Consider the following 22,812-nt stretch of genomic DNA (forward strand, 5'->3'; position numbering starts at 1 on the left):
ACTCGTCGCGATGCGTCAAAAACAAGACACCTCAAGGTCGCGTCACACAGGGTTTCAAGCCTTCCTCGAATTCTGACTGTCCGCGTTATTCCAGTTTGCGGGTGATTCGCGAATCGACGCCGTGTAGCGTGCCGTCTCCCCCTACATCCCTCCAGTGGGAAGAAAAGAGAGCGGGCATCCTTCCGGCGCAATGGGCTGTCCTTGGCCGCTGTGGTCGCGGCTGGCGCGGTGAGTGGTAGCGCGATGGCGAGCACCATCAACCAGAACACGTCGTGGACCATCGACCGGTCCACGTCCACGACGAAGTACCGCGTGGTGGCGTACGGCGACTCCATCTATGCGGGCTACAACGGGGGCATCGGCAGCGTCGCCCGCCGCGCGGCTCCGGTGGTGCAGGGTGAGTACCTGGCGAAGGTCTGGAACACGGACATGGAGGTCATCCGCCGCACGAAGTCCGGTGCGCGCGCGGACGACATCTACAACAACAAGATTGTCTCCGAGCGCTCGTACATGCAGGCGGCCAACACGCGCGTCGTGATGTTCGAGATGTGCGGCAATGACTATCTGCAGGCCCGCAGCGCGTTCACCGACCAGACGGGGACCTGTAACTACAGCGGGCTGGAGGCGGCGCTGGCGGCCTGTACCACGTACACGGAGAGGGCCATGCAGGCCATCAACCAGTACGCCACGTCCGCCAAGGTCAAGATTGTCTCCAACATCTACTACCCCGGCTTCGACGCGGACAACGTCCAGACGGCCTGCAGGGATGCCGGGACGGGCGCCACCATCAACAAGCAGGTGAAGTTCCTCCCCCTGCTGGCGCGCAGCAACTGGCGCACGTGCAGCCTGGCGGAGAAGTACGGCTTCAAGTGCGCGGACTCGTTCGCGGAGATGATGGCCGCCGACTACGACTCCAACAGCGACGGCAAGGTGGACTCCGAGGCCCTGCGCTACGTCTCCGGTGAGACCGAGGACGCGTACGTGGCCCGCATCACCGGCGCCCTGCGCGGCACGCTGCGCGACGCGAACACGCACTTCGTCAACGCCAGCACCAGCTACGACTACATCCAGTCGGACAACACCCACCCGACGTACTTCGGCACCACCATCGGCGTGAACATCTTCTCGGGCTCGGGCTCCGGCACGGGCGCGCCCCAGTTCACCGATGGCCAGGTCGTCAACGGGAAGAACCCCGAGTGGAACAAGTCCGGCCACGAGCGCATGGGCTGGGAAGGCACGCGCTTCAACCCCTCCGCGCCGTGATGTCCGCGCCCGCATCTTGCGGGTGAACGGCACGTGAGCAGCACCCAGGGCCTCCGGTTCTCCTCGAGAGCCGGGGGCCTTGTCTTGTCCTCCTCGGGCTACGCGAGGAAGCGCCACGCGGTGAAGGCGAGGATGCCCGCGTAGAAGATGAGCCGGCCGAGCCACTCCACGCTCCGCCGCGCGCCCCGCGTCCACGACGGCGCCCCCCACGCGGTGGCGAACGACACCAATTCCGTCACCCCGCGCCAGAGACACGCGATGAGCAACAGGCTCAGCGCCACCGGCGCGTAGTAGCGGGCGAACGTGCCCAGGTACGCCGCGAGGCCGCGCTGGTGGTACTCGCCGAACGCGCCGCCGAAGGCGATGTACTGGTGGGCCCGGAAGAAGATGGCCGCGGGCACCACCGGGAACACCACGAGCTTGAGGAGCAGGTGGTACCAGCGCTTGCGCCACAGCGCCTTGCGCGCCTGTCCATAGCGCAGCACCGGATGCGAGGCCGCGTCGCCCAGGGTGGCGCCGTGTCGGCGCAGCACCTCGAGCAGCGGCAGCGCGTCCTCGGCTTCCAGGCCGTACTCGAGCTCGCGCCCCGACGTCAGGCGCAGCACCACGCCGGGCCCGGGCAGCGGGAGCGTCCACGGCCGCACCGCCGTCACGGTGTGGAAGGGAATCTCCAGCATCGCGCGCGTGCGCAGGGTGAGCGTCACGTCCGTGTCGCCCACCTCCAGCGTGGCTCGGGCGAGGAAGCGCAGCGCCGCCACGAGCAGCAGGGGGACTCCCACGCCCGCGAGGAGCCCGAGCACGAGCGGCTCCGGGGTGAGCGTCTGCTCTCCGGCGAGGATGTCCTTCAGCAGCCAGCCGATGAAGAAGAGCAGGCTGCCCAGGGCCACGGCCTGCGCGAGCATCGCCACGGTGCGTCGCGCGGGAGTCCAGGCGTGGAGCCTGAAGCGTGCGTCGTCCGCGACGGTGGGAGGGAGGGGCTCGCTGAGAGGGCGGTGGTAGACGGAGAGCGTGCTCATGGCTGCGATTGCCTCGGCGAGAGGGTGTCCGTAGCATACGCAGCGCGGAGGTCTCCCGGCGAGCATGCGGCCGCAGCACTCATCCCCTGAACGGCGCGTCGACCCCGACGGCGTCACCCACGTTGCCGCGCCGCGTCCTTCCTCTGGAGGAGGGGCCGCGCGCTGGCTGGTCGGTGGCGCGCTTGTCTTCACCGCCCTGTGTGTCGTGTTGAGCGTGTGGTGGAGCAGTAGAGAAGTGGTGGTGGAGGAATCGCCCTTCGTCGAGTCTCCGCCGCCCCCCGTCGCCGCGCCCGTGGTGGCCCGGGCTCCCACCGCGCCGCCGCGAGTCCCCGTGCAGGCCGTGGTCCCGTCTCCGCCCGTCGCGGAGGGGGTGCCTCCTTCCCCTCCGGAGCCAGACATGCCGCCGCCGGCCGAGCGCACGGGACTCCAGCTCTACCAACGCGGCACGAAGCCGCTCAAGGTCGGCCTCGTCGTGCCCGAGGGCTTCGAGCTGCCTCCCGGCTACGTGCGCCACTACCAGTCCACGGACGAGGGTGAGCGCGTCGAGGCCATCCTCATGTTCCACCCGGACCACAAGCCGGTGGATGCGAATGGCCAGCCCATCCCCATCCCCGAGAATCGCGTGGTGCCGGAGGAGCTGGCGCCTCCGGGCATGCCCCTGCGCATGCTCGAGCTGCCCACGGGCGACGAGTCCAAGGACACTCCTTGAGGGGCAGGCTGGTGGAGGTCTCGCCCTCGGGCGCGGGCTCGGCGCGTGTCGTCGGCGCGGCGTGTGCCCTGGCCGCCACCACCGCGGCGCTGTGGGCGTTCTCGCTGCTCCAGGCGCCGTGGACGTCGTTGGGCTGGGTGGCGTTGGTGCCCTGGCTCGCGTCGGTGGACCAGGTGCGGACGTCGCGTGGAGCGCTGGTGCTCGGGGGCGTGCTCAGCGCCACGTTCACCGCGGTCGTCTTCTCGTGGTTCCCCAGGGCCCTGCACTCCTATTCGGGAGCGCCCGTCTGGCTGTGCTGGACGATGCTGCTGCTCACCGCGCCCGTGTTCCAGCTCCAGTTCCCCGTCACCGCGCTCGCGAGACATCTGGCGCGGCGCGCGGTGGGGACGAAGGTGGCGTGGCTTCCTCCCGTGGCGAGTGTGCTGGTGTTCGTCGGTGTGGAGTGGCTTGCGCCCAAGCCCTTCGCGGACACGCTGGGCCAGGGGCTCGTGTACTCGGAGCGGCTGCGCCAGGGCGCGGACCTCGCGGGGGCTCCGGGGCTCACGCTCGCGCTGCTGCTCGTCAATGAGTGTCTGCTCGCGGCGGTGGTGGCGTTCCGCACGCGGGGGAGTGTGCTCGCGCTGCGTCGGTTGGTGGCCGCGGCGGGCATCGTCTCGGCGTTGGTGGGCTATGGCGCCGTCCGCCTTCACGAGGTGCGCGCGGCGACGCGGGCGGAGCCGCTGCTGGTGGTGGGCGCGGTGCAGGCCAACATCACGAACTACGAGAAGCTCAAGGCGGAGCGGGGCGCTTACGAGGTGGTGCGGCTGGTGCTCGACACGCACTACGCCCTGTCGGATGGGCTGCTGCGCGAGGCTCCGCTGGACGTGCTCGTCTGGCCCGAGACGGTGTACCCGACGCCCTTCGGGGTGCCGAAGAGCGAGGCGGGCGCGGAGCTCGACGCGGAGATCTCGGGCTATGTCTCCGCTCGCGCCGTGCCGCTCATCTTCGGCTCCTACGACGTGGAGGGCGGGCGTGAGTTCAATGCCGCCATGTTCCTGTCCCCCTCGGCGAGGGAGGGTGGGGCGCCCGAGCGCGCGGTGTATCGCAAGTCCAAGCTCTTCCCGCTGACGGAGTGGGTGCCGGAGGCCCTCGACTCGGAGCACCTTCGCGCGTGGCTTCCCTGGACGGGGCGATGGTCGCCCGGGCCCGGGCCGCGGACGGTGGTGCTGCGGCGGGGGGATGGCCGGCTGCTCCGCGTCGCTCCGCTCATCTGCTACGACTCCATCTTCCCTTCGTACGTCGCGGAGGAGGTCCGGCAGGACGCGGACCTGTTGCTCACGCTGTCGAATGACTCGTGGTTCTCCGGCACGCGGGGGCCCGGGCTGCATCTCACCCACGCCATCTTCCGCAGCATCGAGACGCGCCGGCCGCAGGTGCGCGTGACGAACTCCGGTGTCTCCGCGCTCATCGATGCGTCTGGAGGGATTCTCACCGACATCGGGGATGACCAGCGGGGGACTCGGGTCATGCGGGTGCCGTCGGCGACGGTGCGTCCCTCGCTGGCCCTGCAGTGGGGCAACTGGCTGGGGCCGGTGGCGCTGCTGCTGGCGGTGCTCCTCCTGGGCGGCGCGGCGCTGGGCGGACGAGGCACCAGGCTCTAGCCGGAGGTTCTCGAATGGCGCCTGTCAGCGGCGCACGTCCCTCCCGGTTCGCGTGCGTTGCGGCGGGGGCGGACGGGGCGTATACCCGAGGCATCGTGTCTGGACTGTCGCGCCTCCTCACGCTCGCGCTGCTGCTCGGCTGGCAGGTCGTCGCCAGCGGTGTGGCCGGGCTGGGGCACTACTGCGAGAGACAGGTCCAGCGACGCTCGTCCAAGTGCGAGTGCCCCCACACGGAGGCACACGCGGCGGACGACGCCCGGAGCCAACCCGCGTTCCAGTCGGACTGCTGCGACGAGCCCCACTGGGACCTGCCCGCGCCCACCGAGGCGAGCCTCTCCAGCTACAGCCCCTTCCTCGCCGCGCCCCCGGCCCTGCCTCCGGCCGCCTGGCTCCATGCCCAGGCGCCTGCGTACGGGCCTCAGCGGTCGCTCGCGCTCTGGGATGTGCCCCACGCGCAGGGGCCGCCTGTCTTCCTCCGCATCCGCACGCTGCTCATCTGAGCGCTCCGGCGCGCGGGCCGAGCCATGCCGTCTCTTCGGGGCCGTTGCTTCGAGGCGCCGTCAGGCCGTGTCCCCGTGCGCGAGGCGACGCGCATGTCCTCGGTGTGCTCCGCGCACCGGGGCCGTGAGGCCGTCGCCTTCGGGACGCTTCGAGGGGCCGGGTGCGCGCGTCATCGCTCCGGCCAGCCGCTGACTCCTGTCTGGAGCCTGACAACGTGTGGACTACTTCCTGGTGCGTGCGAGCCCTCGTGGCCGGCGCACGTCGCATCGCCCTTCCGCTGCTGTTCATCACCGCCGCCACCTCCTGCTCGAAGCAGGGGACGGCCGAGTCACCCCGCGCCGCGCGGACCGCGCTGCGGGAGTTCACGGGCGCGTATCCGTGGGAGGCCCGCCCCAACGGGAAGGTCCGCTCGTTCGACATCGTCGCCGAGCCCACCGAGGTCGAGCTCCTGGATGGCCGCCGCCTGCGCGTCTGGGCCTACAACGGCCAGGTGCCGGGGCCGCAGTTGCGCATCCGTCTGGGTGAGACGCTGCGGGTCCGCTTCTCCAACAAGCTCCCGCAGGAGACGACCATCCACTGGCACGGCGTGCGTCTGCCCAACGCCATGGATGGGGTGCCGAATGCCACGCAGCCACCGGTGAAGCCCGGGGGGACGTTCGTCTACGAGTTCACCCCGAAGGACGCGGGCACGTACTGGTTCCATCCGCACGTGCGCGGCAGCGAGCAGGTGGAGCGCGGGCTGTACGGGGTGCTCATCGTCGAGGACGCGAACCCTCCGCCCTACAGCCGCGACGTGATGTGGGTGGTGGACGACTGGCTGCTGGACCCGACAGGGCAGGTGGACCCGCGCTTCAACACCCGACATGACCTGTCTCACGATGGACGGTGGGGCAACGTCATCACGGTGAACGGGCACTTGCGCGAGGCGTTGAGCGTGCGTCCAGGGGAGCGCATCCGGCTGCGCATGCTCAACTCGTCGAACGGGCGCGTGGTGATGCCGGACTTCTCCGGCCTGGCCGCGAAGCTCATCGCCGTGGATGGGATGTATCTGCGCGAGCCCATCGACCCGGCGGGCATCGAGCTGGCTCCCGGCAACCGCATGGACCTGGACATCACCTTCAACCAGAGCCTGGCCGCGCCCTTCACCGTCGTGGACCGGTTCTCCTCACGGCGTCCCAACGCGCTCGCCGACATCGTCATCGAGGGCGAGCCCGTGGAGCCTCCCACCTTCGAGTCCCCCGCTCGCGCGCACGTCCCCGCGTGGAAGACGGCCCTGGAGGTTCCGGAGCACCACACCTTCCGACTGAATGCCCGCGGTGGAGGGCCGCTCGGCATCGAGTGGACCATTGACGGCAAGGCGTTCGTCGACCATGCGCAGCACCACCACGAAGAGCCGATTCTCACGCTGACGCAGGGCCAGTTCTATCGGCTGCGCTACGTCAACGAGTCGGCCCGGCTGCATCCCATCCACCACCACGGGATGTTCTTCCGCCTGCTCGCGCGCAACGGCGTGCCCGTGGATGAGCCGTTCTTCCGAGACACCGTGCTCATCCGAGGACGCGAGACGGTGGACCTCGCGATGGTCCCCACCGACGTGGGCTCGTGGATGGTGCACTGCCACATCCTCGAGCACGCCGAGGCCGGGATGATGGCCTTGATTGACGTGCGCGCCCGCTGACTTCGCTTCGCCCGCCGGGGCCGAGCCGACCGGTGGGCACTCCTCACGCATCCCCCGGATTCACGAACGCATCCCCGAACCCTTTGCTTCACCAGGTGACACCATGGACATGATTTGGGAGCTGATGATTGGAACCGTGCTGTTGACGCTGCTCATCGTCGTCGTGACGCCCGCGATGTGGAGCTCGCGCCTGAGCTTGCGCGAGAAGCCCAGCCCACCGAATGGCAAGGGCACGCCCAAGCCCGGCGCTTGAGGTGTCGCTGACGGGGCGGCCCCGCGTGGAGCGGTGACGCGGTGGCCGCCCGAGAGGCTAGAGCCTGCCGGCCTCGAGCTCGCTGACGACGTGGGCGCTGGCTCGCACGGCGAGCGCCATCATGGTCAGCGTGGGGTTCTGCGGTCCCTGCGAGGGGAAGCTGGCGCCGTCCATGACGTAGAGGTTGGACACGTCCCAGCTCTGGTTCCACGCGTTGAGCACGGACGTCTTCGGGTCCGAGCCCATGCGCGCGGTGCCCACCTCGTGGATGGCCATGCCCGGGGTGGAGAGGGCGTCGTTCACCTTCTCCACGGTGAAGCCCGCCTCCTTCATCATCTCCTGGCACGCGGCCACGGCGTCCGCGGACATCTTCAGCTCGTTGTCCGAGTGACGGCAGTCGATGTGCGCCGCGGGAATCCCCCAGCGGTCCTTCACCGTGGCGCTCAACGTCACGCGGTTGCCCGGGCGCGGCACCATCTCTCCGAAGGGAACGAAGTGACACGTGTCCGCGTAGGTGAAGACCTGCACGCCGTAGCCTCGCGCGAAGCCGTCCTCCTGGGAGGTGACGTTGCGGAACTGGGGGATGTACGCCCAGCTCTGCTCGGCGCGTTGCTGCTCGGGGGGCAGGTTCATCCGCGCCTCGATGCCGAGCAGGTACGTGTGGTCCATCAGGTTGCGGCCCAATTGCCCCGAGGAGTTGCCGAGGCCCTCCGGGAACGCCGCGCTCCGCGAGTGCAGGAGCAGGCGCGTCGTCTCGATGGTCCCCGCGGCGAGCACCACCACGCGGGCGTGGGCCTCCAGTGTCTTGCCCGTGCTCGTGTCGACGTAGGTGACGCCCGAGGCGCGGCCCGTCTTCGCGTCGTACAGCACCTGGTTCACCACCGCGTGCGTGCGCAGGGTGAGGCGGCCCGTCTTCAGCGCCGCGGGGATGGTGATGGGCGCGGAGGCGGTGCGGCGGACCACCACGCGGCGCTCCGGCCAGCGACGCTCGACGCGCTCCTTCAGCCGTTGCTCGGCGGGGTTCATCGGGATGTGCGAGGCGAAGACGGAGTCGGGCAGGGTGTCGAGCCCGTCCGCGTTGCCGTGCACGCCCATCCACCGCTCCACCGTTTCGTAGTGCGGCCGGAGGTCCTCCAGGGAGAGCGGCCAGTCCGGCCCTTGTCCGTCGCGGCTGCCCGCCTTGAAGTTGAAATCAGACAGCCGATAGAACTGGCGGCCGTGCGCCTTCACGGAGGTGCGCCCGCCGACCTGCCGCGCGCGAATCCACGCGAAGGGCGCGTCCTTCGGCGTGGTGTAGGGATTGTCGACGTCGTCCACGAAGGCGTGGGGATGGAAGGGCCACGCGAAGGTGGTGGACTGCACCGACTGGCGCTGCTTGCGCGAGTCATCCGACTCCGCGCGATAGCCCAGCAGCTTCTGCCGGATGCGGTGCCACAGCCAGAGCAGCCGGTCCGAGCGCTCACTGCGGCCCGCCTCCAGCACGAGGACGTTCAGCCCTGCTTCGGTGAGCTGCTTGGCCGCCCACCCACCACACGCTCCGGAGCCCACCACCACCGCATCGAAAGTCTTCTTGGACGTGCTCACAGCATCCCTGCGAATGCAAAGGTGGTGCGCGGCGTGTCTCACCGCGAGTTCAAGTGTCCTCAGTGTAAACTGTGCCGCGCGAGATTGACCATGGACGCTCCCCCATGTCGCGCGTGACTCGCGTGGGGCAGAAGCAGCCGGGCGTGAATGACCCGGGGAAGGTGGCTCTGTTTCATGAAGTGGAAGCGAGTCTTCGTCGCCGTGGTGGGGCTGGGCGTACTCGTCTCCGGCGGCTTGGCTGCTCGGGCGTATCGCCACTCGGAGGCGTACTTCCACTACCCGAGGACGCCCCCGACGAAGCCCGCGGACTTCGCGCGGGCGCAGGATGTGCGGCTGTTCACCTCGGATGGGTTGGAATTGCGCGGCTGGTATGTGCCGTCGCGCAACCGCGCCGCCGTGGTGATGGCTCACGGCCTTTCACAGACACGCGCGGACCTGCTGCCCGAGGCACGCATCCTCGCGGACGCGGGTTACGGCGTGCTGCTCTTCGACCTGCGCGCGCATGGGGAGAGCCAGGGCGAGTTCTCCACCTGGGGAGACCGCGAGCGGCGGGACGTGAAGGCCGCGCTGGAGTTCGTGCGGGCTCGCGAGGACGTGGACCCGAAGCGGGTGGCGGCGCTGGGCTTCTCCATCGGCTCGGCGGCGGTGGCGGAGGTCGCCGCGAAGGACGCCGAGGTGCGCGCGGTGGTGCTGCTGTCGCCGTTCAACACGCTGTGGCTGGCGGCGGCGTATGACTTCCGGCGCTTCGGTGTTCTCACTCAGACGGCCGCGCTGGTGCCGTTCTGGCGGCGCGACATCGCGCTCGAGGAGGTGCGCACCATCGACGCGGTGGACCACATCCGGCCAAGGCCCCTGCTCATCGTGATGGGCTCGGAGGAGTCCGGACAGCCGCTGGCGGATGCGCTCTTCGCGCACGTGCGCGAGTACGCCCAGACGTGGCGCATCCATGGCGCGAGCCACGGCGGCTTCAGCACCGTGGAGCCCGCGGAGTATCCGCGCAGGCTCCGGGCCTTCTTCGATGCCGCGCTGCGGGAGGAGACCGCCACGCCCTGAGGCGTGGCCGCGGGTCAGGTGACCTTCGGGGCTTCCGGCGTCTCACGGGCCTCGAGCCGCGCCAGGCTGTCGAGGAACGCGCGGCCCTTGGCGGCGTCCGTCATGAAGACGAAGGCGGCCATGCCCTTGAGCTGCTCGAGTGACTCGCCCTCGCGGCCGGGCTTGCCCTGCTCCCGGTTGTGGATGGCGGCGCGCAGGCGGCGCACCACGTCGCGGGGGACTCGCGCGGCGGGCACTCCGTTGCGGGCCTGGTTCACCACCAGCCCCGTCACCTGCTGACGCGTGCCCTTGCGGCTCACGCGCGTCTTCTCGGGGTGCAGGCGGAAGCCCTCGGCCTCCACCACGTCCTTCACGCGGGTCAGCAGCACCGCCACCGGGGCGCCCTGGGCGCGGCGGGCCTTGGGCTGCTTCGCCTTCGTCCACGAGAAGGTGAGGTCGTCCGCGTAGCGCGTGTAGGTGAAGCCCAGGCGCTTCGACAGCGCGGACAGGCGCTTGTCCAGCTTCAGGCACAGCGCGTTGGTGATGCCGGGAGACGTGGGCGCGCCCTGGGGCAGCGCGCGCGGGCCCTTGGCCACGTGCAGCGTCTTGCCTCGGAACTGCACCGTCTCGCGCGGGGCCTCGGTGGACATCAGCGCCAGCAGCGTGGAGGCGTTCTCCGGCAGGCCGCCCTTGCGCAACAGGCCCTTCACCCGGCGCCACGTGACGGAGGGGAAGAAGTCCTTCACGTCCACCTTCACCACCACGTCCGCGCCCTGGTGGGCCAGCGCGTTGGTGAGGATGGAGCGCCCCGCGACGAAGCCATGCGCCGCGCCGTGCACGGGCAGCCGCTCCACCACGTTGGCCAGCACCCAGCGCTGGGCTTCCTTCAGCTCCGGCTTGGGGGACGTAATCGTGCGCGTGCCGCCGTCGCGCTTGGGGATGCCCCAGCTGACGTAGTTGGAGCCGGTGTCCACCTCGCGGTGGAAGGCGAAGCCGCGCAGCTTGGAGATGCTCAGCCCCAGCGCCTTCGCCAGCGCCTCCGCGGAGCCCAGCTCCGGCATGCCGTTGGCGCGGGCGCGCTCTTCCCGGTGCGGGATGTCGAACTTGTCGGAGCCGCCGTCCTTCTCTTCCCAGTGGATGTTGGGGCCCAGGTGGCCCACGTGCGTGGCCTTCCACGCTTCATGCGTCTGGCGGAGGAGGGCGCGGCGCTCGGTGGCCTCGGCCTTCTTCTTCTCCTTCCAGGCCGTCTTCTCCTTCTCCGTGACGCCGGACTCCAGGTCGCCGACGGCGAGGCCGCGGGAGACGAGCTGGGCCTGCACCCACGCGTCCGCGCCGCCGGCCTCGACGATGGCCTTCCAGCGCGTGACGAGCGCCTCGTAGGCGACGCGCCGGGCCTCGCGCTGGACGAGCGCGGTGGCGGTGGCGGCCTGGGGCGCGGGGGTGGGAACGGTCTGCGGTGCTGCTGCGGGGACGAAGGACTCCAGCCTGCCGGTCATGTCAGCACCTTCGAGAGGGAGGGCGGCGGCGTTGGATGAGGCGGCTGTCTGTCGCGAGCAGTCGAGGGAGGCCGGGAAAGCACCACCATCTTACCTGGGGCACGGTAGCCTCACCGGCTCTCCCCTCCTAGGCACTGCGGCCGGGGCGGGCGAACGGCGGTCGCGTCGTTGACTCCGCTGCCCGCCCCGGCCGCAGTGCCTAGGAGGGAGAGAGCCAAGAACAGGCTACCTTGCGGAGAGTGTCCTGCATTCCAACCGGAGCGGCGCAACGCCGCTCCCGCGCTCGAGGCGCTCAGGCTGATGCACTCCGGACCTCTCTCGGCTGCTCGCGCTTGAAGCGCGTCTCATCGTGTCTTCCGTCGCACCTGCCCTTTCGGCCGCACCGAGGCGGCCGAGCCGTTGTTGAGTGGTTTACACCAAGGACGACGCCGCGTCGATGTAGCCGTCGGCGGAAAGCGTCTCCAGCCGCGTGAAATACGCCGAGCGCGCCTCCGCGTCGGAGTCGAACCAGAGCCGCTGGTGACGCGCCTCGCCGGTGCGAAGGCCCCACTCCACGGCGACAATCTGACCATCCAGGGAGACGCGGTACACCATCTCCTGTCCGCTCTCCGCGTCGCGGCGCACGTAGGAGCGCGTCTCCGCGCGGATGAGCTTGCGGCCCTCGGGAGTGCGGCGCAGGGCCTCCTCCTCGGTGCGGCGGCGCGAGTAGGCCAGGCGCAGCGCGAACTGGTGCTCGCAGGGGCCCTCGCGCATGCCGGAGCGGCGGAAGTGCGGACAGCCGCAGGTGGCTTCCTTCACGCGGCCTTCCAAGTCCAACAGGAAGCTGGGGAAGAAGCTGCGCACCGCCTCGCGGTCCACCACCTCGCCGTGGATGCGGGTGCCTTCGCCCACCACGTCGTGGACCTTGGTGAGCTTCACCTCGCCCGCTCCCGCGGAGCCGTCGCCCAGCAGGCGGTGGGCCCGGGCCTCGCGCTCGCTGCCGAAGCGGATGACGGACTCGTCCACCGGCGTGGCCATCAAGTCGCGGGGGCGGTACTGGCCCTTGGACAGGTCGAAGAGGACGCGGCCGCGCAGGCACTCGAGCTGGAGGGCGGCGCGCGCCTGCTCCTTCGTCGCGCCGTTGGCTCCGGCGACGAGCGTCTCGAAGGACAGCGGACCTTCGGCGCGCAGCCTGTCTCGCAGCGACTGGGCCAGGCCCTCCGGGACGGCGCGGGGCATGAGGACGTCGAAGGCCGCGGCGGAGGACCAGCCGCTCTCCGTCCAGCCCGTGAGTCCGAGCGTCAGCGTGGCCGAGCCCATGTCGATGACCCAGAACACCGGCAGGCCCGGCCCCATGAGCTGCAGGCGCACCGACTTCGCGTGGGGCAACAGCCGCGCGAGCGCCATCAGCCGCTGACGGCCGAAGGTGCGCACGACGGCGGGGGACGTGCCCGTGTACTTGCCCCCGTGGCACTCCAGCACCAGCTCCCAGGGCTCCAGCACCAGCCGGGGCGCCGCGCCGGGGACCAGCTCGAAGCGCAGGGCGCGCGGGGCCTTCTTCGCCTTGCGGGTGCGCAGCGCGAAGAGGAGGTTGTAGAGGTCGATGGGGGCCAGCTCACACGTGCTGGACGGCAGCGTGGCGGCGGACTGCACCTGGAGGAAGCCGCGCAGCCAGGCGTGCGGCACCTCCACGTTGCGAGGCTCGCGGGCGGCCTTCGCGGGCAGCGCGACGTGCGCGTCCAGTGAGACGGGCAGGTAGGTGCGCAGGCGGTCCATCCGGGCCGGGAGGTCCGCGGGGACGTCCAGGAAGGTGGAGCCGTGCGCGGCCTCGCGGCCGTCGAAGAGGCCGTTGTCGAAGGACAGGCGCGCGTAGGCGCTCTCGTCGCGGGAGAAGACCTCCAGCGAGACGCTGTCCGGGTCCACGGTGAGGACCGGGTCCAGCAGCGCGTCCTGCTTCTCCTCGCCGTCGAGCGCGTTGTCGAGGAAGGCCTTCTGCGCCTCCCAGATTTGCGCCGTGGCCCGCTTCCCCTGCTTCATGAGGTAGGCGAGGTACGCGGTGCGGTCCTTGCCCCGGTAGCGCAAGTCGCTGGAGAGGATGCCGAACGCGGCGGTGAGCGTGTCGCGGAAGAGCGCGGAGTCCTTCACGCGCCCGCGCACGCCCACGGTGCCGCGAGAGCCCTCCAGGGCCAGCAGCACACGCGAGGCGTCCGCGGTCGACTCCACGTCGCTCGTGGTGGCGTAGCGAAGCTCGACGGGGTGACGGGTGGCGGTCGTCACGACGGGGTACCTTCCTTCTCGGTCTGGACCTGGCTCAGTTTGCGCGTGCGGTCAGCGGCGCGCCGCGCGCGTTTGTGGGCGCGCCAGGCGGCCTTGCGCAGCTCCACGGAGTTCGACTTGTCGAACGCGGACTCGTGCAGCAGCTTCGCCGCCTCGTCTCCGCCGAGCCGGCCCATGCCGGCCCATGCTTCCTGCTTCACTTCGGGCTTCGCGTGGGCGGACAGCACCTTCAGCGGCGCCAGGTCGCGGCTCCCCAGCAGCGCGGGCTCCGCGAGGCGACGGCCCTCGGAGGTGGCGAGCGCGTCGGTGGACACCTTCGCGCCCATGGGGCCCATGGCCACCGGGTCGAAGGGCTTCACCTCCAGCGCCCAGGCCCCCGCGCGGTCGGGGACCAGGTGCGCCAGCGCGTCCGCGACGGCCGAGCGCACCTGCGAGTCCGGGTCCGTCAGCGCGGCCTTGAGCACCTCGGCGGTGGCCGTGCGCTCCTTGTCGTTCGACATCACGGGGCCCGTGTCCTGGCCCGTCAGCTTCAGCGTGCCGCCCGCGGTGCCCAGTCGCTCCAGCGCGTTCGCGGCCTCGCGGCGCACGGACGCGGGGGCCTTGGTCTCGCCGCCCTGGAGAATCGCTCGCGCGGAGTCCGCGATGCCCGCGGCGCCCAGGCGCGAGCCGGCCCACAGGAGCCGCTCCCACGCGGTGGTCTGCTCCTGGCGCTTGGGGCCCGGGAGCGTGGAGGCCCAGTCGGTCGCCGTGCGGCGCTCGGCCGTGACCAGTGCGCGAGCCACCCCCGAGAGGTCGACCTGGCCGGGCTGACGCGCCTCGCCGGTCCACGTGCCCAAGAGCAGCGCCGCCTCCTCGCGGGCCGCCACCTTGTCGTGGCCCAGCAGCGCCACCGTCTCCGGCACGGGCATGACGCCGCGCCGGGCCAGTCCGCGCCGCAGGCGCAGCCGCAGGTCCTGGCTGGTCAACGTGGCCAGCCGAGGCACCAGCAGCGCGGGCTCGCCTTCCTTCGCCAGGTAGTCCGCGGCGGGGTCGGAGATGTCGTCGTACTTGCTGGCCACGGCGAGGAACTCGACGCGGGTGCGCTGCGTGGGGAAGAGCACGTCCAGCGCCTTGCGAGCCTCCGCGCGCAGGTCGTCGTCATCCGCGTCCAGCGTGGTGGCCAGGGCCGCCTCGGACTCCAGGTCCTTGAGCTTCGCCAGCTCCTTCACCACGGTGAGGGCCACGTCGCTGTCCGTGCCCGGGTCCAGCAGCAGCGCCTCCAGCTTCACGCGGGCGCGCTCGCCGCCGATGGCGCGCAGGCCCTTCACGCCGGCCTCCTGGAGCTCCGTGGAGGAGCCCTCCACCGCGGCGGCCTCCACCTTCTCCTCGATGCGGCGGCGCTCGTCGCCATCCGGCATGCGGCCCGCGAGCCGTCCCAGGCCCTCCATCGCCGCCCAGATCATCGACGGTTCCGTGGGGGCCTCGGGCGTGCCGCCAGCGGCCACTGCCTCCAGCTCGCTCAGCGCACGCACGTCACCCAGCGAGCCCAGGGCCAAGAGGGCACGCTCGCGCTGTCCATCCTCACCCGCGCGGGCGTACAGCAGCAGGGGCCGCAGCGCGCTGACACCGCGCAGGTGCGCGACCGCCTCGGCGGCCGGCAGCATCAGCTCCCGGGCTCCCGCGCGCAGCACGTCCTCCAGCGGCGCGACCGGAGCGCCGTGCTCGATGACGCGCTTGGAGTACAGCGCCACCGCCTCCGCGCGAACGGCGCCGTCCCGGTCGGAGAAGAGGCTCAGCAGAATCTCCGACTGGCCCACCTCCGCGCCGTGCTCCAGCGGGCGCAGGGCCTCCAGCCGCACCGCCGCGTCCGCGCTCTTCACCGCCGAGCGCAGGAAGCGGACCGCGAGCGCATGGTCGCGCTTCTTCTCGTCGGGGCCGGCGATGGAGATGGCGGCCGCCACGGTGGCGACGCGCACCGCGCTCGACTCGTCCTCGTGGCTCCGGCGCGCGAGCACGTCCAGCGCCTCCGGCCGGCGCGTCTGTCCCAGCGCGGCGACCAGGCGCTGACGCTCGTTGACGTCCGGGGCGGCGGCCAGGCGCGCGGCCAGGGCATTCACCGCGGCGGGGGTGCCCAGCCGGTGCAGCGCCTCCATCGCGCGCTTGGCGACGGGGGCCGTCTCCGAGCGCAGGAAGATGGCCAGCACCTCCACCGCCCGGTCATCTCCGCGCATCGCCAGCAGCTCGGACGCGCGCAGGCGCAGGTCCTCGTGCTCGCTGGCCATCGCGCGACCGAGCGCCTCCGTGACGCGCGAGTCGTTGGCGCCCGCCAGCCGCTCAATCACGCCCACGCGCAGGTCGGCGTGCTCGCTGCTCAGCGCGGCGAGCAGCGGCTCCAGGCTGCCGGAGGGGCTGAGCTTCTCCAGCAGCTCGAAGGCGTAGCGGCGCACGTCCGCCAGCGGCGAGTTGAGCGCGGCGGTGATGCGCGCCTTCGCGGCGTCACCGCGCGCGGCCAATTCGTCCAGCGCGGCGCGGGCCACGTCCGGCGACAGCGAGGCCAGCGCGAGCGACAGCGGCTCATCGCTGCCCGCGGGGAACAGCTCCTTGAGGCCCGCGAGGGCGGCCTTGCGCACGAGCTGGTGCGGGTCCTCCAGGGCACGCAGCAGCGCGGCGACGGCGGCGGGGGTGCCCGCGTAGCCCTCCTGGGTGAGCTTCACCACGCGGTCCACGGCGTCGCGGCGGACGCGGTGGCTCTCGTCATCCCCCGCGGCCACCTGCCGCAGGAGGCCCACGTACGCGCCGAAGGCCAGCCGACGCAGGTGCTGACGCTCCTCGTTGGCGGTGGGCTCGGGCGCGCTCGTGCCGGGCTTCACCGCGGAGAACAGCCGGCGCAGCCAGCTCTTGCCGGGCGTGGCCTGCACGGGAGACGTGGTGGGCGCCGTCTCCGGCTTCCACGGGGACTCCAGCGTGCGCGGACGCGCGACCTTCTGCGCCTCGCGGAAGTAGTCGAGCGGCTTGTTGCGCAGCAGCAGCACCTGCGCCGCCGCGTACCGCTGCTCGGGCTGCGCGCTGGAGAGGGCCTCGGCGAGTCCGACGACGCGCTTGGCGCGGTCCTCCTCCGAGGGCCAGTCCTTCATGTCGCCGACCTTGTCCGGGCGGGGCGGCAGCAGCACGTCCACCAGGTGGGCGCGGTACGCGTCCGGCTCCGTGCGCAGCTCCAGCGCGCGGGCCGCGGCGTAGCGCACCTCCGGCCTTCCGCTGGACAGCGCGCTGGCGAGCAGGTCCGGCGGCTCGCCCTGACGGGTGGCGCGCAAGTCGCGAGCGAGGACGATGGCGAACACCATCTCCTGCACCTCGCGCGCGCGGTCCTCCAGGCCGTGCAGCAGGCCACCATCACCCTGCGAGCCCAGGGCCGCGAAGGAGAGGATGGCGCCCAGCCGGATGGGCAGGTGGTCATGGCGCAGGTTGCCGGTGAGCACCGGCAGGGCGCGCACGTCCCCCAGTCGCGCCAGGCCGTCCGCGCCCCACGAGCGCACCGCCACGTTGGCGTGGCCCAGCGTGTCCAGCAGGTAGCCCTCGTCGCCGCGACGGCTGGCGGTGGCGAGGCCGCGGGCGCCCTGCTCCTGCAGGTCCCCCTGGTCGCTGGTCACCAGCGTGGTGGCGAACCACGAGAGCAGCCGCCGCGAGCCCAGCGACGCCAGGGCCCGCGCGCCGCGCACGCGCAGCGGGGCGAGGAACGCGAGCGGGTAGGTGCGCTCCAGCTCCTTGTCCATCAGCCCGCGCATGGGCTCGATGATGTCCTCGGCGCCGCGCGGGGCGAGCAGCTCCGCGGCGCGCACGCGAACGAGCAGCGACGCCGCCGCGAGGCCCGCGAGCAGCGGCCCGTTCTCGGTGGTCACCAGCTTGTCCAGCGCCTCCAGCGCGGCGACGGCGACCTCCACCTCTTCGTCCTGCACGCGCTTGAGCAACGGCGAGCGCAAGGGCTCCGCGGGCGCGTGGACGGAGCCCTTCGCGCCCAGCACGCGCAGCGACGTGAGCGTGGAGGCCAGGGCCGCCAGGTGCGGCTCCGGCTTCTCCTTGCCGACCAGCTTCACCCACGCCTCGTAGGCGGCGGTGGCGACGCTTGCGTCGCGGTCCTCCACGGACTTCTTCAGGCGCTCCTGCGCCCAGCCCTCGGTGCCGCGCTGGGAGAGGACCTCCACGGCGCGGTGACGCAGGTCCGGGAAGCGGCCGGAGAGCGCGCGGTCCAGCGCCTTCTCCGGGACCTTCTCGTTCCAGGCCCACAGCGTGCGGAACGCCTCGCCGCGCACCTTGGCGGACTCGTCCTCCAGCGCGTCGCCGAGCAGCGACTCCGCGCCCTGCGCCGCCGAGCCCAGCTTCACCAGCCGGTCCAGGCCGCGCACGCGCACGTCCTCGTGGCCGGAGCGCAGCGCCGCCTCGGCCGAGGACAGCGGGGCCTCCACGCTCAGCGCCACCACGGCGTCGAGCGAGACGGCGCGCACGTCCGCGTTCTCGTCGTCCAGCATCCACACCAGCCGCTCGCGAGCACGCGCGTCCTGGAGGGCCTGGAGCGAGAGGGCGGCCTGACGGCGGATGACCGCCTCCGGCTCGCGGGACAGTTGGAGCAGCGCGCCCAGCGCCCGCGCGTCACCCAGGAGCGCGAGGCCGCGCGCACCGTGCACGGCGGTGTCCGGCGTCCGGCACGCCATGGCGGCGACCAGCGGCTCCAGGTCGTTCTCCGTCAGCGTGCCTCCGACGGTGCCCTGCGCGGGCATGGTGTCGCGAGCGGTCTGGATGTCCGCGTCCGTGAGCGACGGCGCCCCCTGCCGGGTGCGCATGGCCAGGCGGCGGGCCACGTCCTTGACGGCGCGCGCGAAGTCCTCGTCGCGGCTCTCCAGCGCGTGGGACAGGGCCCGGCGCTCCATCACGCGGATGGTGAAGGCCACGCGGCGCACGTCGGCTTCCACGTCGTCCAGCGCGCGAGCGACCAGCGGCTGGAGGCGGGGGTGGCCCAGGAAGCCCGCCCCGGCGATGCGGATGAGCACCTCCACGCGCAGCGCGGACAGCCCGCGCTCGAAGGCGGCGCGCAGCGGCTCGGTGTCTCCCGCGGGGCTCACCTCGACCAGCGCGTCCAGGGCGGCCAGCGCCACCGCGGAGTCGTTCTGCCCGAGCATCCCCGCGATGAGGGACGGAATCAGCGGGGACGTGCCGCCCAGCTTCGCCAGCTTGCGCAGGCCCTCCACCCGCATGTCCACGAAGCGCGATTCCAGCGCGGCGCGGGGGGCGGCCAGCGCCGACTCCGTCTCCAGCTTCTCGAGCGCCTTGAAGGACTCCGCGCGCACCTGGGGATGGTCGTCGCTGAGGCGCTCGCGCAGCTTCGCGCGCGCACCGACGCGGCCCTTCAGGCCCAGCTCGATGGCGGCGACGCGGCGGACCTCCGCCTCCTTGTCCGTGCTCAGCACCTGGAGCACGAACTCGAGCGCCTCCGGCTCGTCCAGCACCACGGCCTCGCGGACGGCGGCCTCGCGCTTGGGGCGGCCCGCCTTCAGCGACTCCGTCAGCACGTCCAGGCCGTGCCGCGAGGTGTCCTGGTCATTGGCCGGCTTGCCGTCCACCTCGATGCCGAAGCGGAAGACGCGGCGGTCGTCGCTCGCGGTGAAGACCGAGCCCAGCGCCGTCTTCGCCGCGCGCGGGTTGGCGGGCGGCATGAACACCAGCGCGTTCACCGGCTTGCTGCCGCAGTCGAACGTGCGCGGCTTGCGGCGCTCGTCCAGCTTCCACGCCTTCACCTTGCCGTCGCTGCCCGCGGACCAGACGCGGTCGGAGGGCTCCTCGTCGTTCTGCGCGGCGGGCGTGGGCGGGAAGAGCAGGGCGAGCACGGCGCCGGCGTGGCCGGTGTCCTTGTCGCCGCGGACCTCGAACTCCACCGCGCCGACGAGGTACCAGAAGCGCAGCTTGCCGTCGTCGCCACCGGAGACGAGCCGGCCGTCGCGCGGCGTGAAGGCCAGCGCGCGCACCGCGCCCTCATGGCCCGTCATGTCGCGCCGCTCACCCGTGGCGCGGGTGATGGAGCGCACCACGCCGTCGTCGCCACCACAGGCGACAAACGTCCCGGACGGGTCCACCGCCACGGCGCGCAGCGGCTGCGCGGCCGCCACCCACTCGTGCACCTTGCGCGTGGACTCCCACTCCCAGCCGCGCACGGCGCCATCCGCGCCCGCGGTGAAGAGCAGCTTGCCGTCCACGCCGGAGGCCAGCGAGGTGATGCCGCCCGCGTGGGCACCCTCGAGCCGCCCCTGCACCTGTCCGTCGGACAGCGTGCCGAAGCACAGCGCGCCGTCTGCGCACGCGGCGGCGAAGCGCTCGCCCGAGAGGGCCAGGGCGTTCACCGCGGAGGGGAACTCAGTGCTCCACAGCACCTTGTTGGTGCCGGGCTCGAACGCGGTGACGCGGCTGGCGGTGGAGGCGCGAGCGCCGCCGAGCAGCAGCACCCGCGTGTTGGCCGCGAGTGCACGGAGCTTCTCGATGTTGCCGATGGCGAGGACGGACATGATGTTCCTTCGGGGCCGCTCTTCTTAACATCGCGAAGGGGCGCAATGGAGGGCAACGGACGACGCGCGGGACTCAGAAACTCCCGAGCCGCGCGTCCGGGTGCGCCGCGCGCAACTGGACCAAGGATGCCAGACAGCTCTGCCACTCACCCTTCGCCATGGAGCCGGTGAACTCCTCCAGCACGGGCGCGATGACGCGGGCGAAGTTCTCGTCGTCCAGGCCCAGGTCCCGCACCAGCTCGATGACGCGGCGCTTGGCTTCGCTCGCCGACAGGCGCTTCTGCACCTCGCCCTCGCGCGCTTCCTTCGCGCGTCCCGGGGGCAGGCCGAAGAGCATCTTGCGCAGGAAGTCGCGCAGCGCCGCGACGTCCGCGAAGCGCTCGCCACCCCCCGCCGAGGGGGCTTCCTTCGCGCCCGACGGCTTCCAGCCCTCCGGCAGGTGCGTGGGGCGGTGCTTCTCCCAGAGCAGGCGCACGGCGAACAGGCCGACCTCGCGGTCCGCGCTCTGCATCAGCCACGTGAGCCGCTCCGCGCCCCCCAGCCGCGCGTAGTGCCGGCGGATGAGCTCCACGGCCACCTCGCGCGTGCTGCGCTTGGTGCTCTCCGTGAGGGAGAAGACCTTCACCGGGTCCAGCTCCTCCGGGTGCAGCACGTGCCGCGCGTCCGCGCCCTCCTCACCGGCGCGCAGGAGCGCGTCGTAGGCGAGGTTGCGAATCTCCTTCGCGTCGGAGTCGGCCAGCTCGTACACGCGCGTGTGCCAGCCCCAGGCGCGCAGCTCCGCGCGGGTGATGGTCAGCGCGAAGCGGCGCACGTCGTCGCGCGTGTCGAACAGCGCGGGCCACAGCTTCTCCGGCGTGTACGACTTGCGAGGCGCGCGCGGCTTGATGTCGTAGGACTTCGACTCCGGCTGCTCCGGGCCGATGACCGGGTGGTGGCAGCGCAGGTACGTCTGGGCGAACGCCCGCACGGGCACCGGCTGCTTGGCGCCCAGCGCCAGGTCGAACAGGCGCTCCAGGCCCGCGGCCGCGTCGCCCGTGTCGCTGAAGTCCGCGGGGGCCACGTTCTCCAGCAGGTAGCGGTGCGCGAAGTCGTGCAGCGTCGGGTCCGCGCGGCGGGCCAGCGCGAGCAGCCAGGGCACGGTGAGCTGGCGCGCGGTGAACAGCTTGCGGTTGCCCAGCAGCGTCAGCGCCACGTGGCGGTGCTTCGCGCTGAAGACCAGCCCCTTCACCTTCTCCACGTCCAGCCCGGGCAGGCTGTCCGCGCGGTTCAGCCAGCGGGCCACCGTGTTGCCGATGCGACGGTGTGACGTCTTGTCCAGCAGCCACTCCGGGCCGATGGCCGCGGGCGTGTACGCAGACAGCGCCTTCACCGCCAGGTCCTCCACCGGGTCCGGGTCCTCCTCCAGCCGAGGGTCCTCGAGGAGGTCCTTCCAGAAGGCCACCGGCATCTCCGTGCCGGGGTACTTGGACGCGACGAAGCCCTTGGCCCAGGTGAGCTGCTCGTGGGTGCCCAGGTACATGTCGCGCAGGAAGCTGGCGGTCAGCTCCGCGCGGTCGAAGGACTGCTCCAGCGACTTGGCCGCGAAGGCCGCCGTGGGCTTGTACGACAGGAGCCGGCCGAGCAGCTCGATGCCCAGGTCGCGCGGGTTGCGCTTCTCCAGCAGCGCGGCGGCGAACGCCTTCACGTCGTTGGCGCCGTCGGCCACCAGCGTCATCAGCCGCTCGGTGGGCATGTCCGACGCGTGGGCGCGGGAGTACTCGATGGCGTACGTGCGCGCCTTGTTGCTGGGGGACATGAGCAGCGCGAGCACCGCCTCGTGCAGCCCCAGCTCCCGCAGCTTGCCCTGGTGGAACTCAGGGGAGCCCTGCAGCGTCTCCACCAGGAAGTCATGCGCGCTGGCCAGCGGACGGCGCGCGAGCCGGTCCAGCCACGCGGGCGTCACCTTGCGCAGCGCCTCCGGGAAGTCCTTGCGCAGGCCCTGGATGGCGAAGCGCGCGGCCGGGTCCGACAGGCACGTGTCCAGCAGCCGCATCAGCGCGTCCGGCGAGCGCTTCCACGCGTCGGAGAACGCGCGGTGCTTCACCAGGTCCGTCGGCGGCTGGATGGGGAAGGCGCGCGTCGTGTACTTCTTGGAGTCGTGCGCCCAGATGTGGTGGGCCACCCAGAGCGAGCTCCACGACGTGTCCTCGTCGTAGTGGCGCAGCACCTCCACCGCGAACTGCGGGTACAGCTCCGGGACGGCCGCGCCCAGGTGGCGCAGGTAGCGCCACGCGCGCAGGCGCAGGTAGTGGAGCGTGCCGATGGAGACCTCGTGCGCGTGGGAGCGGCGGCGCTCCACGTCGAAGCGCCACGCGAGCACGCCGAACATCTCCGCGTCGTGGTTGGCCTCGGCCCGCTTGTAGATGCGCTTGAGGCCGCCCCACAGACCGAACTTCAGGTCCGCGCGGCGCGCGATGTCGATGAGGATGGCGCGCGAGGCGTCCGTCTTCCGCTCGTAGAGGGAGACGAGCAGGTCCGCCAGCGCGAAGCGCGCCGGCATGGGCAGGTCCTTCTGCGCGAGGAAGCGCTGCCACGCCGCATGCGAGTAGGCGCGCCGCTGCTTGACGCCGCCCTGGAACCACGACTGGGACAGCGTGGAGCGCAGCTTCGTGAAGGTGAAGGCGCCCTTGGGCGGTGCCTTGCCGGGCTCGGGCGTGGGCTCCGGCTGCTCGAGGAAGGCGAGCACGGCATCGGCCAGGTCCGGCGACTCCGCCTGGGCCAACCGCTCGAGGTCTGCTGCGTTCAGCGCATCGCTCGTCGACATGGGCCCGAGGACTTATCACAAGCCGACACTGTGGACAGTGTGCGCACGCCCGAG

At 71.7% G+C, this 22,812-nt stretch carries 13 protein-coding genes; 7 read left to right on the forward strand and 6 right to left on the reverse strand.

Features of this window, described 5'->3' with window-relative positions:
* The first annotated feature begins 243 nt into the window (after positions 1–243).
* On the forward strand, positions 244–1,263 hold the full coding sequence (locus MYSTI_RS00550; protein WP_015345733.1) for an SGNH/GDSL hydrolase family protein: 1,020 nt from the start codon (positions 244–246) through the stop codon (positions 1,261–1,263).
* Between the two features lie 98 nt (positions 1,264–1,361).
* Here MYSTI_RS00550 and MYSTI_RS00555 read toward each other — a convergent pair whose 3' ends face one another.
* Positions 1,362–2,279, reverse strand: a complete 918-nt coding sequence (locus tag MYSTI_RS00555) for a hypothetical protein (protein WP_015345734.1) — start codon at positions 2,277–2,279, stop codon at positions 1,362–1,364.
* 64 nt (positions 2,280–2,343) lie between these two features.
* On the opposite strand from MYSTI_RS00555, the gene MYSTI_RS00560 reads away from it, so the two are divergent.
* From MYSTI_RS00560 to MYSTI_RS43585, 5 genes are all read left to right on the forward strand, one after another.
* Positions 2,344–2,988: a hypothetical protein gene (locus MYSTI_RS00560; RefSeq protein WP_044278270.1), complete on the forward strand. Its 645-nt coding sequence runs from the start codon at positions 2,344–2,346 to the stop codon at positions 2,986–2,988.
* An 11-nt stretch (positions 2,989–2,999) separates the two neighbouring features.
* On the forward strand, positions 3,000–4,628 hold the full coding sequence (gene lnt / locus MYSTI_RS00565) for an apolipoprotein N-acyltransferase (protein ID WP_015345736.1): 1,629 nt from the start codon (positions 3,000–3,002) through the stop codon (positions 4,626–4,628).
* Between the two features lie 95 nt (positions 4,629–4,723).
* The gene (locus MYSTI_RS00570; protein ID WP_044282645.1) at positions 4,724–5,128 is read left to right on the forward strand and encodes a hypothetical protein; all 405 of its coding nucleotides are present in this window, start codon (positions 4,724–4,726) and stop codon (positions 5,126–5,128) included.
* 215 nt (positions 5,129–5,343) lie between these two features.
* A complete protein-coding gene (locus tag MYSTI_RS00575; protein ID WP_233278122.1) occupies positions 5,344–6,807 on the forward strand; it encodes a multicopper oxidase family protein in 1,464 nt (487 codons plus the stop codon).
* Positions 6,808–6,910: 103 nt separating this feature from the next.
* Positions 6,911–7,060 (forward strand): hypothetical protein, encoded by a 150-nt coding sequence (locus tag MYSTI_RS43585; protein ID WP_169558595.1) that lies wholly within the window; start codon positions 6,911–6,913, stop codon positions 7,058–7,060.
* A gap of 57 nt (positions 7,061–7,117) precedes the next feature.
* Here MYSTI_RS43585 and MYSTI_RS00580 read toward each other — a convergent pair whose 3' ends face one another.
* Positions 7,118–8,644 carry a GMC family oxidoreductase gene (locus MYSTI_RS00580; RefSeq protein WP_015345739.1) on the reverse strand — a complete coding sequence of 509 codons (1,527 nt, stop codon included), beginning with the start codon at positions 8,642–8,644 and terminating at the stop codon, positions 7,118–7,120.
* A gap of 174 nt (positions 8,645–8,818) precedes the next feature.
* On the opposite strand from MYSTI_RS00580, the gene MYSTI_RS00585 reads away from it, so the two are divergent.
* Positions 8,819–9,697, forward strand: coding sequence for an alpha/beta hydrolase (locus MYSTI_RS00585; RefSeq protein WP_015345740.1), 879 nt, complete (start codon positions 8,819–8,821; stop codon positions 9,695–9,697).
* 14 nt (positions 9,698–9,711) lie between these two features.
* Here MYSTI_RS00585 and MYSTI_RS00590 read toward each other — a convergent pair whose 3' ends face one another.
* From MYSTI_RS00590 to MYSTI_RS00605, 4 genes are all read right to left on the reverse strand, one after another.
* Positions 9,712–11,172 (reverse strand): reverse transcriptase family protein, encoded by a 1,461-nt coding sequence (locus tag MYSTI_RS00590; protein ID WP_015345741.1) that lies wholly within the window; start codon positions 11,170–11,172, stop codon positions 9,712–9,714.
* Between the two features lie 411 nt (positions 11,173–11,583).
* Positions 11,584–13,428, reverse strand: a complete 1,845-nt coding sequence (locus MYSTI_RS00595; RefSeq protein WP_015345742.1) for a hypothetical protein — start codon at positions 13,426–13,428, stop codon at positions 11,584–11,586.
* Positions 13,425–19,955, reverse strand: coding sequence for a HEAT repeat domain-containing protein (locus MYSTI_RS45180; protein ID WP_015345743.1), 6,531 nt, complete (start codon positions 19,953–19,955; stop codon positions 13,425–13,427). The genes MYSTI_RS00595 and MYSTI_RS45180 overlap by 4 nt, the downstream gene beginning before the upstream one ends.
* Positions 19,956–20,028: 73 nt before the next feature.
* Positions 20,029–22,758: a hypothetical protein gene (locus tag MYSTI_RS00605; protein ID WP_015345744.1), complete on the reverse strand. Its 2,730-nt coding sequence runs from the start codon at positions 22,756–22,758 to the stop codon at positions 20,029–20,031.
* Positions 22,759–22,812: the final 54 nt, after the last annotated feature.

Source organism: Myxococcus stipitatus DSM 14675 (assembly GCF_000331735.1).
GTDB lineage: Bacteria > Myxococcota > Myxococcia > Myxococcales > Myxococcaceae > Myxococcus > Myxococcus stipitatus.

What these genes read in the sequence shown, in the direction of transcription:
- MYSTI_RS00590 (WP_015345741.1), bottom strand. Translation starts at nt 11,172, where the DNA reads ATGACCGGCAGGCTGGAGTCCTTCGTCCCCGCAGCAGCACCGCAGACC.
- MYSTI_RS45180 (WP_015345743.1), bottom strand. Translation starts at nt 19,955, where the DNA reads ATGTCCGTCCTCGCCATCGGCAACATCGAGAAGCTCCGTGCACTCGCG.
- MYSTI_RS00550 (WP_015345733.1), top strand. Translation starts at nt 244, where the DNA reads ATGGCGAGCACCATCAACCAGAACACGTCGTGGACCATCGACCGGTCC.
- MYSTI_RS00605 (WP_015345744.1), bottom strand. Translation starts at nt 22,758, where the DNA reads ATGTCGACGAGCGATGCGCTGAACGCAGCAGACCTCGAGCGGTTGGCC.
- MYSTI_RS00585 (WP_015345740.1), top strand. Translation starts at nt 8,819, where the DNA reads ATGAAGTGGAAGCGAGTCTTCGTCGCCGTGGTGGGGCTGGGCGTACTC.
- MYSTI_RS00555 (WP_015345734.1), bottom strand. Translation starts at nt 2,279, where the DNA reads ATGAGCACGCTCTCCGTCTACCACCGCCCTCTCAGCGAGCCCCTCCCT.
- MYSTI_RS00560 (WP_044278270.1), top strand. Translation starts at nt 2,344, where the DNA reads ATGCGGCCGCAGCACTCATCCCCTGAACGGCGCGTCGACCCCGACGGC.
- MYSTI_RS43585 (WP_169558595.1), top strand. Translation starts at nt 6,911, where the DNA reads ATGGACATGATTTGGGAGCTGATGATTGGAACCGTGCTGTTGACGCTG.